Annotated in this window: 15 protein-coding genes and 1 pseudogene; 9 read left to right on the top strand and 7 right to left on the bottom strand. The window is 63.7% G+C overall.

Going from position 1 to position 12,491, the window contains the following annotated elements; all coding sequences use genetic code 11:
• Positions 1-35 precede the first annotated feature (35 nt).
• The 3 genes from FJ424_RS11480 to def form a co-directional block, all read right to left on the bottom strand.
• Positions 36-461: a type II toxin-antitoxin system VapC family toxin gene (locus FJ424_RS11480; RefSeq protein WP_140654544.1), complete on the bottom strand. Its 426-nt coding sequence runs from the start codon at positions 459-461 to the stop codon at positions 36-38.
• Entirely contained in the window at positions 458-736 is a 279-nt protein-coding gene (locus tag FJ424_RS11475) for a plasmid stabilization protein (protein WP_140654618.1), read from the bottom strand. Before FJ424_RS11475 ends, FJ424_RS11480 begins: the two co-directional genes overlap by 4 nt.
• 85 nt (positions 737-821) lie before the next feature.
• Positions 822-1,352, bottom strand: a complete 531-nt coding sequence (gene def, locus FJ424_RS11470) for a peptide deformylase (RefSeq protein WP_140654546.1) — start codon at positions 1,350-1,352, stop codon at positions 822-824.
• Between the two features lie 103 nt (positions 1,353-1,455).
• Between def and FJ424_RS11465 the strand changes: the two genes are divergently transcribed.
• Positions 1,456-2,709: a DNA recombination protein RmuC gene (locus FJ424_RS11465; RefSeq protein WP_140654548.1), complete on the top strand. Its 1,254-nt coding sequence runs from the start codon at positions 1,456-1,458 to the stop codon at positions 2,707-2,709.
• A 56-nt stretch (positions 2,710-2,765) separates the two neighbouring features.
• Here the strand turns inward: FJ424_RS11465 and FJ424_RS11460 are convergent, their stop codons facing one another.
• Together FJ424_RS11460 and FJ424_RS11455 are read right to left on the bottom strand one after the other, a co-directional pair.
• Positions 2,766-3,170 (bottom strand): GFA family protein, encoded by a 405-nt coding sequence (locus FJ424_RS11460; RefSeq protein ID WP_140641961.1) that lies wholly within the window; start codon positions 3,168-3,170, stop codon positions 2,766-2,768.
• Between the two features lie 35 nt (positions 3,171-3,205).
• Positions 3,206-4,165 (bottom strand): cation diffusion facilitator family transporter, encoded by a 960-nt coding sequence (locus FJ424_RS11455; protein ID WP_140654550.1) that lies wholly within the window; start codon positions 4,163-4,165, stop codon positions 3,206-3,208.
• A gap of 223 nt (positions 4,166-4,388) precedes the next feature.
• Here FJ424_RS11455 and FJ424_RS34325 point away from each other — a divergent pair, with 223 nt between their 5' ends.
• On the top strand, positions 4,389-4,514 hold the full coding sequence (locus FJ424_RS34325; RefSeq protein WP_095819016.1) for a hypothetical protein: 126 nt from the start codon (positions 4,389-4,391) through the stop codon (positions 4,512-4,514).
• Between the two features lie 193 nt (positions 4,515-4,707).
• A pseudogene (gene sugE / locus FJ424_RS11445) lies at positions 4,708-5,021 on the top strand (quaternary ammonium compound efflux SMR transporter SugE).
• Between the two features lie 117 nt (positions 5,022-5,138).
• Here the strand turns inward: sugE and FJ424_RS11440 are convergent.
• A complete protein-coding gene (locus FJ424_RS11440) occupies positions 5,139-5,567 on the bottom strand; it encodes a DUF6481 family protein (RefSeq protein WP_140641967.1) in 429 nt (142 codons plus the stop codon).
• Positions 5,568-5,798: 231 nt separating this feature from the next.
• Here FJ424_RS11440 and FJ424_RS11435 point away from each other — a divergent pair, with 231 nt between their 5' ends.
• From FJ424_RS11435 to FJ424_RS11410, 6 genes are all read left to right on the top strand, one after another.
• Positions 5,799-6,860, top strand: coding sequence for an LLM class flavin-dependent oxidoreductase (locus FJ424_RS11435; RefSeq protein WP_140654552.1), 1,062 nt, complete (start codon positions 5,799-5,801; stop codon positions 6,858-6,860).
• A gap of 140 nt (positions 6,861-7,000) precedes the next feature.
• Positions 7,001-7,141 (top strand): hypothetical protein, encoded by a 141-nt coding sequence (locus FJ424_RS33595; protein ID WP_181182062.1) that lies wholly within the window; start codon positions 7,001-7,003, stop codon positions 7,139-7,141.
• A 162-nt stretch (positions 7,142-7,303) separates the two neighbouring features.
• A complete protein-coding gene (locus FJ424_RS11425) occupies positions 7,304-8,473 on the top strand; it encodes an AI-2E family transporter (RefSeq protein WP_140641971.1) in 1,170 nt (389 codons plus the stop codon).
• 105 nt (positions 8,474-8,578) lie between these two features.
• Positions 8,579-9,400 (top strand): arylamine N-acetyltransferase, encoded by an 822-nt coding sequence (locus tag FJ424_RS11420; protein WP_140654554.1) that lies wholly within the window; start codon positions 8,579-8,581, stop codon positions 9,398-9,400.
• 3 nt (positions 9,401-9,403) lie between these two features.
• Positions 9,404-10,402: an LLM class flavin-dependent oxidoreductase gene (locus FJ424_RS11415; protein ID WP_140654556.1), complete on the top strand. Its 999-nt coding sequence runs from the start codon at positions 9,404-9,406 to the stop codon at positions 10,400-10,402.
• Positions 10,403-10,474: 72 nt separating this feature from the next.
• Positions 10,475-11,275, top strand: a complete 801-nt coding sequence (locus FJ424_RS11410) for an inositol monophosphatase family protein (protein WP_140654558.1) — start codon at positions 10,475-10,477, stop codon at positions 11,273-11,275.
• On the opposite strand, the gene FJ424_RS11405 is transcribed toward FJ424_RS11410, so the two are convergent.
• Positions 11,265-12,284 (bottom strand): LacI family DNA-binding transcriptional regulator, encoded by a 1,020-nt coding sequence (locus FJ424_RS11405; protein ID WP_140641981.1) that lies wholly within the window; start codon positions 12,282-12,284, stop codon positions 11,265-11,267. The genes FJ424_RS11410 and FJ424_RS11405 overlap by 11 nt on opposite strands.
• Positions 12,285-12,491: the final 207 nt, after the last annotated feature.

Below are 12,491 nucleotides of genomic sequence, written 5' to 3'. Positions count from 1 at the left end.
TTTCTTCCAATATCTGCTTGTGCCCGATGGTGCGCTCAGGAGCCCGCTTCAAACGGGTTTACGAGTTTCAGGTCGAGCCCATCAAAGTCGCGAACATTACGCGTTGCCAGCGTGGCGTCATGCGCCAGACAGATAGCGGCAATCATCGCGTCAGGCAGGCTCATTGGGCGGCCCTTTCGTTCGCGCATGGCCCGTAGCTTGCCGGCAAGACGAGGGGCCGAGTCCGCAAACTCCGCGATGCGACCGGCAAACTGATCCGAGATCAGATGATCCAGGACACGGATATAGCGATCCGACCCAGTCCTGCTCAGAAATCTTTCCGCGCCAAAAGATTGCTCCATGATAACCGGGCCGCACACGTAGAGTTCGAGAACGTCCTGTTTGCGAAGCCATTCGGCGACGATCGGATCGGGCACCGGCTTGCCGGCTTCGGAAATGACGTTGGTGTCGAGGACGATCACTCGAAATCCTCGACCGGGCGACCAAAGTCACGTTTCCTTTCCGCTTCGATTTCGTCCATTATTTCTGCGAACGTCTCGTCGGTGGCGTTTTCAGCGACGAATGCCGAGCGGATCGCATCCCAGGCCGAAACGCTCCGATCCGGCTTTGCCTCTTTTTCCGCGACGATACCTTTGCGCAGAAGATCTATGGCTTTGCCCGACAGGCTCTGGCCACCCTTGCGCGCAGCTTGCTCAATTTCACGCTTCAAAGGCTCGGGAATGCCTCGAATCAACATGTCGCCCACTGGCGTTTCTCCGCTCTGATATCATCGATATCACGATGAGAGCTTACGCTCAAGGCAGTGCGTTTCAAGGCGGGCGTCAGCCCACCATCTTGCCCGGTGCCTTGTCCTTGGCGAGTTTCTTGAACTTCCTCACCACCATGTCGCGCTTCAGCTTCGAGATGTGGTCGATGAACAGCACGCCGTTGAGATGGTCGATCTCGTGCTGCAGGCAGGTGGCCATCAGGCCTTCCGCCTGCATCTCCTGCAACTTGCCGTCGCGGTCGAGATACTTCACCCGCACCGAAGCCGGGCGCTCGACCTCGGCATAATAGTCTGGGATCGACAGGCAGCCTTCCTCATAGACGGAACGCTGGTCGGAACTTTCGAGCACTTCCGGATTGATGAAGACATGCGGCTCCGGCGGCTCGCCTTCCTTGGCGAGGTCGATGACCAGCAGCCGCCGCGGCTCGCCGACCTGGATCGCCGCAAGGCCGATGCCCGGCGCGTCATACATGGTGTCGAGCATGTCGTCGGCGAGCTTGCGCAAATCGGCATCGACGCGCTCGACCGGCTCGGAAACCTGGCGCAGGACCGGATCGGGAAGGATGATGAGAGGCTTGATCGACATGGCGTCTCACCTAAGACCTCGCTTGAAAAGCGTCAACCGGGGCATCTTTGGCTTGTTCACGTTTTGATCTGTGCCAGGAGGCCGAATCGGTTATGGTGGCCAAATGAACGACATGACCTCCATGCTTTCCGAGCCCATCGCGTGGCTTGGCGCCACGACCATCACGCTTGGCCAGGCGCTGGCTTTCGGCGCAATCCTCCTGCTTGCGCTGTTCGTGGCGCTCGTGGTCGCCTTGTGGCGCGCGGCCGGGGCGCGCGCGGTGGCGGCTGCCGAAGCCGCCGACCATGCCCGCGATGCCGAGGCGAGGATGGCCGACATTATGCAGGCGCAGGCCGAGATGCAGGGGCGCATGGGCGCGATCGCCGAAGTGTTCGGGGCACGGCAGGCCGAGCTCACCCAGTCGCTCGGACAACGGCTCGACGCCATGACCGGGCGTCTCGGCCAGACCATGGCCGAGCAGACCAAGTCGACGCATGAGAGCCTGGCCAAGCTGCAGGAGCGGCTGGCGGTGATCGACACCGCGCAGGGCAACATCCAGTCCCTGGCCGGCCAGGTCGTGCAACTGCAGGCGATCCTTTCCAACAAGCAGACGCGCGGCGCCTTCGGCCAGTCGCGGATGGAGGCGATCGTCGCCGACGGCCTGCCGCACGGCGCCTACGAATTCCAGGCCAGTCTGAGCAATGGCAGCCGGCCCGACTGCCTGGTGCGGATGCCGAACGGCGCGCCGATGCTGGCCGTCGACGCCAAGTTCCCGCTGGAAGCCTGGAACGCCATCCGGGCCGCCGAGGGCGCCGACATGCAGAAGGCGGCGGCGCAGGCTTTTCGGCGTGACATCGAGATACATATCCGCGATATCGCCGAAAAATATCTGATCCAGGGCGAGACGCAGGACACCGCCTTCATGTTCGTGCCGTCGGAATCGGTGTTCGCCGAAATCCACGAGAATTTCGAGGCGGTGGTGCAGAAGGCGCACCGCGCCCGCGTCGTCATCGTCTCGCCCTCGCTGCTGATGCTGTCGATCCAGGTCATCCAGTCGATCCTGAAGGACGCCCGCATGCGCGAGCAGGCGCATCTGATCCAGGGAGAGGTCATCCGTCTGATGGAGGACGTGGCGCGGGTCGACGAGCGGGTGCGCCGGCTGCAGACGCATTTCGGCCAGGCGACCAAGGACATCGACGACATCCTGGTCTCGACGTCGAAAGTGACCAAGCGCGGCCAGAAGATCGAGGCGCTGGAGTTTGCCGAGGGCGAGGCCGAGCTGCCGCGCAACGGGCCGGCCAAGGTCGAGGCCGGGGCGCGCGTGGCTGATTCCAAGACCGGCCAACTCAGGCTGCGAGTCGTCGAGGGAGACGAGTAGTCGCGGAAGATTCGGCCAATCGCCAAGGCTCGCGCCGGCGGGCCGATCCGATAGCGCTATTGCTCTTCCGTCGTCGCCATGCCCTCGAATTCCGGAAGCCAGCGCAGGGCCGACCGGTGCCATTTCTGCTGTCTGGGAACCAAGTCCTGACGCTGCCGCGCGGTCCCGACCCTGATCCCATAAACCTTCGGACCATCGCCGACCGACGTTGCATAAAGATGCGAGCCGCAGTCGGCACAAAAAGCCTGGGCGCGCCTGGCGCCGCTTGCCACGACCTTGATGTAGATCTTCGGCGCGCCCCTGGTGATCCGGTAGTCGCTTTCCGGCGCCGGAACGGTGACCCGAAAGGCCGTGCCGGTCAGCTGCTGGCAGTCGGTGCAGTGGCAGATCGAGGTCTTTTGCGGATCGACCTCCGCCTCATAGGCGATCGCGCCGCAGTGGCATCCGCCGTCGATCTTCATCAGCTTTCCTCCTCACGAAGTTCGTTGCGTTGAACCTAACTCTCGTCCGAAGCCTCGGCGATGGCCTCGCGCCGCTGCTCCCATGTGCCAGTCGTTTGCGGCTTGACGAAGAGCCTGGATATCTGCGGCATTTCCTGCTTCAGCCTTGCCTCCAGGCGCTCGACGCAGGCCTCGATCTCGGGCGCGGTGAGATGATCCTCGAATTCGATGCTCAAACCCGCGACGATTTCCTCCGGCCCGATATGGACGCTCAGGATTCCGTTCGCCCGCTGGACCGCCGGATCCTCCTGGACCATCGCCAGCACCTTCTTCTGCACTTCGGACGAGGCAGGTTCACCGAGCAGCAGGCCCTTGCTCTCGCGCGCCAGGAAGATAGCCGTGGCGCCCAGGATGATGGCGATGCCGATCGAGCCGACGCCGTCGAGCTCGGGGATTTCCAGAAGTTCGGCGGACAGGATGCCGGCGAAGGCGACGATAAGGCCAAGCAGCGCGGCGCTGTCCTCGAACAGCACCGTGTAGACGCTCGGATCCTTGCTCGATTGCACAGCCTGCAACCAGCCTTGCTTACCCTTCTGCTGCCGGAACTCCTTCAGCGCCACCAGCCATGAGCTGCCCTCGAAGACGAAGGAGAGGGCAAGCACGATGTAGTTGACCTTGGCATTGACGACCGGTTCGGGCGCCATGATGTGGATGACGCCCTCATAGAAGGAAACGCCGGCGCCGAGCGCGAACACCAGAAGCGCCACGATGAAGCTCCAGAAATAGAGCTCGCGTCCGTGGCCGAGCGGGTGGGTACGGTCGGGCGGCCGCGCGGCGCGGTGCATGCCGTAGAGCAGGAGCCCGCCATTGCCAGTGTCGACCAGCGAATGCACGCCTTCCGACAGCATGGAGGACGAACCGGTGAAGAACGCCGCCGCGAATTTGGTCAGCGCGATCGCCAAATTGCCGGCGAGCGCGGCATAGATCACTCGTCTTGACCCGCTATGTCCTGCCATTCGATCTCCCGGCGCGCCCGAGCATTGATGCCCGCCCAGGCGAAACTCCACAGACAATGCGCCAGGCAGTCCGAAGTTCAAGCCACCATAGCGCGCTCGAGCCAGCATGGCGTCGGGAAACCGGTTGACATCCGGCTGGACGGCTTCGCAAGCGAGGCGGGGCCTCTTGCGGTCCGGCATTTCTCTTGTTTCACTTGCACGTCCACAATCGGAGGAGCGAATCATGGCTAAAGGTGCGATGAAGGCGGGCAAGGAAGCCCGCAAGCCGAAGAAGGACGCCAAGAAGCCCGCTGCGGCCCCGGCTCCGAAGGCGCCGCCGGTCAAGGCGATGCGCATAAAGGAAAAGTAAGCGGCCGAAATTCGGTCGATCCGGCTCAATGCAGACTTTGAACCGGCGGCATGACAGTGCTGCCGGTGTTTTGTTGATCGGGAAACAGGCCACCCCATATCAAGGGCGAGGACGACCTCGCTTCCCCGAAAACCGGCCGGGACGACCCGCCACCAAGCATCTCAAGCGATGCCGGAATGACGGAGTGTCTTCGATGTCTTGGATTCTTCTTTTCTTCGCCGGCCTGTTCGAGATCGGCTGGGCGATCGGCCTCAAATATACCGACGGCTTCTCGAAGCCGCTGCCGACCCTTCTCACCATTGCCTCGATGATCGTCAGCCTCGGCCTGCTCGGGCTGGCGCTGAAGACGCTGCCCGTCGGCACGGCCTACGCGGTGTGGACCGGCATCGGCACCGTCGGCACGGCGCTGCTCGGCATCTGGCTGCTCGGCGAGCCGCGACGATTGTCCGGCTCGCCTGTATCGGCCTGATCGTCTGTGGCATCGTCGGGCTGAAACTGGTCGCCTAAAAGCGCGTCGCGTCGAAGCGGATTCACGCGACGCGCTTTAAATTAGCCCGTTATCCGCAGCATAAACGCGTTCAGGGCCGCTTTCGGCGACCCTGAACCTTTTTTCCTGGAATTGCTCTAGCGGGCGGAGAAGCCCGGAGGCGTGCGGCCGACGCGTGCCTTGCGAGCGGCGTAGCGTGCGTCACGCTTGGCCTTGCGCGCGGCCTCATCGGCAAGTTCGAAAGCGATGCGCTCGGAGTCCTCGGCCTCGCGGCGCTTGGCCTCTTCGGCCGCCGCTGCTTCCGCCGCAAGACGCGCCGCTTCAGCAATCGCCTCGCGCTCGGCCTTCTGGGCCGCTTCGCGCGCCAGCTTTTCCTGCTTCAGCCTTGCCTTTTCCGCCTCGCGGATGGCGCGGGCCTCAAGGATAGCCTTGCGTTCGGCCTGGCGAGCCAGCACTGTCGGATCATCCGCCGCCGGTTTTGCCTTGAAGCGCTCGAGCAGCGCCTTCTTTGCCTCGTTCGCGGCATTGCGCCGCTCGAAAATGTCTTTTTCCCTGTAGATAGCCAAGTGCACTTCCCTGCAGTCTATTCGCGACGCTTACATACGCGTGAAAGCGGCAAGTTCAAGCGCCAAAACGGTATACCAGCCATGAAAAATCCGGGCTTGTTGCCGAAGGGATACGGCTCGGCAGCGTGCGATGCACTGTTCACAGATCGCACCTCTGGCGGGCAGAACGGTAGATGGCTACCTCTAGTACAGACAAGCAACACCCATATGAACACCTCAGGATAAAACCAGATGGAACTCGGTCTCTACACTTTCGCCGATGTCAGCCCGGAGCCGGGTGTCGGCGCGATTGGCCCGCATGAGAGGCTGCGCAACCTCATCGAGGAAATCGAGCTGGCCGACCAGGTCGGCCTCGATGTGTTCGGCCTCGGCGAGCATCACCGCCCCGACTATGCCGCCTCGGCTCCGGTCGTGGCGCTGGCCGCGGCGGCCGAGCGCACGAAACGCATCCGCCTGACCAGCGCGGTCACGGTGCTTTCCTCCGACGATCCGGTGCGCGTCTTCCAGCAATTCGCGACGCTCGACCTTCTGTCCGGCGGCCGCGCCGAGATCATGGCCGGGCGCGGCTCCTTCATCGAATCCTTCCCGCTGTTCGGCTACAATCTCGAGGACTATGACGAGCTCTTCGCCGAGAAGCTCGACCTGTTGCTCGCCATCCGCGACCAGGTGACAGTGACGTGGCAGGGCAAGCTGCGCGCGCCGATCAACGGCCGCGGCGTCTATCCGCGACCGTTGCAGGAAAAACTGCCGGTCTGGATCGCCATCGGCGGCACGCCGCAATCCGCCGCCCGCGCCGGCGTGCTCGGCCTGCCGCTGGCCCTGGCCATCATCGGCGGCGAGCCGGCGCGTTTCGCGCCGCTGTTCGATATCTATCGCGAGGCGGCGCGGCGCGCCGGCACCGACCCGGCAACGCTTGCCACCAGCATCAACGTGCACGGCTTCATCGCCCAGACGACCGAACAGGCCGCCGACGACTTCTATGGACCGCAGGCCGAAGTAATGAACCGCATCGGCCGCGAGCGCGGCTGGGGCCCAACCTCGCGCGCCCATTTCGACCAGGCGCGCGGACCCAACGGCGCGCTCTTCGTCGGCAATCCTGAAACTGTGGCGGAAAAGATCGTCGCCCAGCACAAGATCTTCGGCAACGACCGCTTCCTGCTGCAGATGGCGATCGGCACCATGCCGCATGCCAAGATCATGAAGGCGATCGAGCTCTACGGCACCAGGGTGGCACCGATCGTGCGCAAGGAAACGGCGAAGGCCGCGCCCGCCATCTTGGCGCCGGTCGCCTGAGCGGCAGTCGAAGCCGGTCTCCGGATGCTAGAGAAATTCCAGGAAAAGTGTGAGCGGTTTTCCGTCCGGAATTGCGTAGAAACAAAGAGATAGAGCGGTTCGCCGTTTCCGTGAAACGGTGAAACGCGCTAGGCCTCTGGATGCCCGGCGCCGACGGCCATCATTTCGGCATGGAACGTCTCGGTTGCCTCATCGGCCGGGAATATGCACTCGACACGCAGTTCCTGGGCGGCGACGGTTTGCGGCTCGATCTGTCGTCGCGAAAGCCTGCCCCGTATTAGGCCAGGCCGGCGCGGCGACTCAATTACACGTCATGTAATAGCGCGACCGCATGAGCGATGCCGGGGAAAGCCGGCTCATGGAACCTTGCCCGGAACTCCCGCGTTTCGCGCAGAAGCCTGCCATGCATTCATTGTTTGGGTGACGGGCTGCAAGGGGAACCGATGAAAACCGAACCGATTGCTTCGGGCGCGAGCGTTGCCGAAAGCCCTGATCCGCGTGCCAACGCCCGGGCGGACATGCGCTTGACGCGGTCGCTGGTGATCGGGATTTTCATTCTGCTGACGATCGCAGCGCTCTACTTCGCCCGTGACTTCTTCATGCCGGTGATCCTCGCCTTCCTGCTGGCGCTGACGCTGACGCCGATCGTGCGCTTCCTGCGCAAGCACGGCGTACCGGAGGTGGTTTCGGCGACGTTGCTGGTGCTGCTTTCCATCTTTGTTTTCGTCGTCGCGGGCTATCTGCTCAGCGGTCCGGTCATCGACCTCATCAACAACTCCTATTCGATCGGCCAGCAGCTCACCGAGCGGCTGGCACCGTTCAAGCGGCCGCTCGAACGGGTGATGGATCTCGCGCATCAGCTCGAGGCGCTGACCGAGACTTCGCAGGAGCCAGGCGTGCAGCGGGTCGCGGTGGCGCCTTCCGGCGTTCTGTCCACGGCGGCCAGCAATATCCTGGAAGCCGGCACCTCGATCACCATCGTCTTCGTGCTGTCGCTGTTCCTGCTCGCCTCGGGCACGCTGTTCTACGAGAAGATCGTGCAGTCCTTCACCAGCATGACCCAGAAGAAGCGGGCGCTGCGCGTGGTCTATGACGTCGAGCACGAAATCTCGCACTATCTGCTTACCGTTGCCCTGATCAATGCCGGCCTCGGCACGACAATCGGGCTGGGCCTCTGGGGGCTCGGCATGCCCACCCCGCTGGTCTGGGGCGCGGCGGCGGCGCTGCTCAATTTCCTGCCCTATGTCGGCGCGCTGATGACCGTCCTGCTCGTCGCCATCATCGCGCTGATCAGCTTCGACACGATCGCCTATGCGCTGCTGCCGCCGGCTTTCGTGGTGTTGTGCGATATCGTCGAAGGCCAGTTCGTGACGCCGACGGTGGTCGGGCGGCGCCTTGAGATCAACGCGGTGGCGATCTTAATCGCCATCGCCTTCTGGTCATGGCTATGGGGCTTCGTCGGCGCGCTGATGGCGGTGCCGCTGCTGGTCGTCATCAAGGTCTTCTGCGACCATTTCGAGGGCTTGAGCCATGTCGGCAACTTCCTCGCGGCGCAGCAGTCCATGGCCGTGGACGAGGAAGCGACCGAGAACAATCATAAATCCGCGCCCTGAAACCCTGGCATAATCTCAAACCTCGCACATTGTTTGCGGCACCGCGTTTGCGGCACCGCCGGCGAGTGCCTATATCGGACCGGTCAAGCCGGACCTGTCCCCTGAATGAGCGACTTCGATCTCGATGGCTATTTCGCCCGGATAGGCTATGACGGGCCAACCGACGTTTCGCTCGCCACGCTGCAGGCGCTGCACGCAATCCACCCGCGGGCGATCCCGTTCGAGAACATCGACGCCTTGATGAGCGTTTCCGTCGGCCTCGACGTCGCTTCGCTGCAGGACAAGATTTTCAGCCAGGGCCGCGGCGGCTATTGCTTCGAGCACAATCTGATCTTCATGCATGCGCTTGACGCGCTGGGGTTCATGGTCAGCGGACTTGCCGCCCGCGTGCTCTGGGGCCAGCCTGATGACGCCATTACGGCGCGCAGCCATATGCTGCTGCGCATCGAGCTCGGCGGCCGTGCCTATATCGCCGATGTCGGCTTCGGCGGCCTGACGCTGACGGCGCCGTTGCTGCTGGAGCCGGGCCTCGAACAGCAGACGCCGCACGAGGCCTTCTGCGTCGTCGGAACCGGCGACCGTTTCCGCCTGCAGGCCAATATCGGCGGTGATTGGCGCACGCTCTACCGCTTCGACATGAGCCAAGCCTATGAGGTCGATTACCGGGTCGCCAGCCATTTCTTGTCGACGCATCCGAGCTCGCATTTCCTGACCACGCTGGTGGCCGCGCTCGCCTTGCCCGACCGGCGCTATGCGCTGCGCAACAACCGGTTGTCGACACATCATGCCGGCGGCCGCAGCGAGCAGCGCGAAATCGCGATGGCCGCCGAACTCGCCGACGTGCTGGAGAACCAGCTCGCCATCGTCATTCCCGACCGCGCCGCCTTCGAGACAAGGCTGCGGGAAAAACGCATCGTGGAGACCTGACCAATGACGGACCTTTCGGTTCTCGACCTGTCGCCGATCACGCAAGGCAGCACCGCAACGCAGTCGCTCGCCAATTCGCTCGACCTTGCCCGCCATGCCGAGCGGCTGGGCTACAAGCGTTACTGGCTGGCCGAGCACCACAACATGCCGGGCATTGCGAGCGCCGCGACGTCCGTCGTGATCGCGCATGTCGCCGGCGGCACCAAGTCGATCCGCGTCGGCGCCGGCGGCATCATGCTGCCCAACCATGCGCCACTGGTGATCGCCGAGCAGTTCGGCACGCTGGCCGCGCTTTTTCCCGGCCGCATCGACCTCGGTCTCGGCCGCGCGCCGGGCACCGACATGCTGACCGCGCGAGCGCTGCGCCGCAACCTGGAGTCCACCGATAACTTCCCGCAGGACGTGGTCGAGCTGATGGGCTATTTCCAGCCGGCCGAGGAAGGCCAGCGCATCCGCGCGGTGCCCGGCGAAGGCCAGACCGTACCGGTCTGGATCCTCGGCTCCAGCCTCTATGGCGCGCAGCTCGCGGCACTTCTCGGCGTGCCTTACGCCTTCGCCTCGCATTTCGCGCCGGCCGAGCTCGACCATGCGCTGGAGGTTTATCGCACGCGGTTCCAGCCCTCGGCGCAGCTCGACAAACCCTATGTCATGCTCGGTCTCAATGTCTTTGCCGCGCCGACCGACGCCGAAGCGAAGCTTCTGTTCAGCTCGCTGCAGGAGGCCTTCGTCAATCTGCGCAGCGGCCGGCCCGGCCAGTTGCCGCCGCCGGTCGAGAATTACGACCGCGATCTCGATTCCGTCGCGAAGACCATGCTTGCCCAGGCGCTGTCCTGCGCCGTCGTCGGTTCGCCGGAAACGGTGCGCCAGGGCATCGACGCCTTCATAGGCCGCACCGGCGCCGACGAATTGATGGTGACGGCGCAGTGCTTCGATCACGCGGCGCGCGTGCGTTCCTTCGAGATCCTCGCCGACGTGCACAAATCGATGTCGAAGGCGGCCTGAGAGGGCCGCTTTTGAATGACACACCGGTCTGCTAAGGGCGCGGACGGCTTTTCCTCAACAAAGAGTTCCCCCGTGACCCACGACCTCGACGACCGCATGCATTTTGCCATCGACCTGGCGCGGCGCGCCGGCGAGCTGGGCCTCAAATATTTTCGCGACCTCGACAATTTGACCGTCGAGAGCAAGGGCCATCAGGACCTGGTTTCCGAAGGCGACCGCGAGGTCGAGCTGTTCATCCGCGCGGCAATCGCCGAGGCCTATCCGCAAGACGGCATCGTCGGCGAGGAGCACGCGGCCGTGGCCGGAACAACCGGTCATGTCTGGGTGATCGACCCGATCGACGGCACCGCCAATTTCGTGCGCGGCATTCCCGCCTGGTGCGTGGTGATCGCCTGCGCCAGGAATGGCGAGACGGAGGTCGGCGTCATCCATGAGCCTTCGACCGACGAGACCTTCTACGGCCGCCTCGGCGGCGGCGCCTTCCTCAACGGCAAGCCGATCAAGGCCAGCAATGCGGCGTCGCTTTCCGAGGGCGCCGTCGGCACCGGGCTTTCCAACCGCGTTTCGACCACGAATGTCGTCGTGCTCATCGGCCTGATCATGGGCGAAGGCGGCGTCTTCTACCGCAATGCTTCTGGAGCGCTGATGCTTGCCTATGCGGCGTCCGGCCGGCTGCTCGGCTATATCGAGGAGCACATGAATGCCTGGGATTGCCTGGCCGGCATGCTGCTGATCGAGGAGGCCGGCGGCACGGCGCTGAAAGCGGACCCCAAGACCGTGATCGGCAAAGGCACCCGCGTGATCACCGGCGGCAAACACATCTTCCCCAGGCTGCAGCTGCTTTGCGAGGCCGCCTTCGGATTTACGCGCTGACGGTCTGCGCGACCGCTCCCAGCGGCCGGCAGGAATTGCGGATCATCAGCCGGCCCTTGAGGACGAGCTTGCGTGGCGGCGCGTCGCGATTGCCGGCCAGCCGGTCGAGCAGAAGGTTCGCCGCCTGCTCGCCGATCGCCTGCACGGGCTGCGCCACGGTGGTCAGCTGCGGCACGAACACGTCCGACCAGGGAAAATCGTCGAAGCAGGCGACCGAGATGTCCTCGGGGCAGGATAGGCCGATGTCGCGGATCGCCTTCATGGTGCCGATCACCATCGGGTTGTTGGCCGAGAAGATCGCGCTTGGCCGGTCGTGCAGCGACAAGAGCTGCATGGTCGCGTTGTAGCCGTCGATCTCGTGGAAATTGCCGGAGCGCACGAGTTCCTCGGCCACCGGCAGGCCGGCGGCCTGCAGCGCCTCGCGGTAGCCGATCATGCGGTCATGCATGGGGGATATGTCGGAGGTGCCGGTGATGTAGCCGATGCGCCTATGGCCAAGATGGATCAGATAGGTGACGGCGTCGAACACGGCGCGCTGGTTGTCCAGCACCACCGCATCGGTGTCGACGCCTTCGCAGAGACGGTCGAGCAGCACCACCGGCACATTGGCGTCCTCGACGATGCTCTTCAAAATGCCGCCGTCGCCGACGCGGGCCACGATCAGCCCGTCGACCATGCGGTCGAGCAGCAGGCGTATCTGCTCGTCCTGCGTGTTCAAATCCTCGTCCGTGCAGCACAGCATGACGGCATAGCCGGCGCGGTCGAACGCCTGCTGGATGACCGAGACGACATCGGTGAAGAACGGATTGGTGATGTGCGGCACCGTGAGCCCGATGGTCCGCGTGGTGCCCATCTTGAGGCTGCGGGCAATGGCGTTGCGCTTGTAGCCGATGTCGCGGATCGCCTGCTCGATGCGCTGGGTAAGCTCGGGACTGACGGTGGCGGTGCCGTTGAGCAATGCCGACACGGTGGCCACGGACACACGCGCCGCTTCCGCCACATGCAGCATGGTCGGCGCCGTGGATTTCCGCTGGTTTTTCCGCCCTGACACCGTCATTTTCGAAACGTTTAGCCACCCTTATTTGGCTAAACCTACGTAAACCCGGTGTTTTTCGCAAGAATTGAAATGCATCAATCCTCAGTGAGGAGATAGGCGCTTGACACATTCGAAACGTTTAGATTAGCGTTCGGGCAGTCGAAGACGACGGAGGGAGGC

It is taken from the genome of Mesorhizobium sp. B3-1-8 (genome assembly GCF_006439495.1).
In the GTDB taxonomy this organism is placed as follows: domain Bacteria; phylum Pseudomonadota; class Alphaproteobacteria; order Rhizobiales; family Rhizobiaceae; genus Mesorhizobium.
Note: the sequence above shows the minus strand (reverse complement) of the source record. Positions and strands in the feature narration are given on the sequence as shown.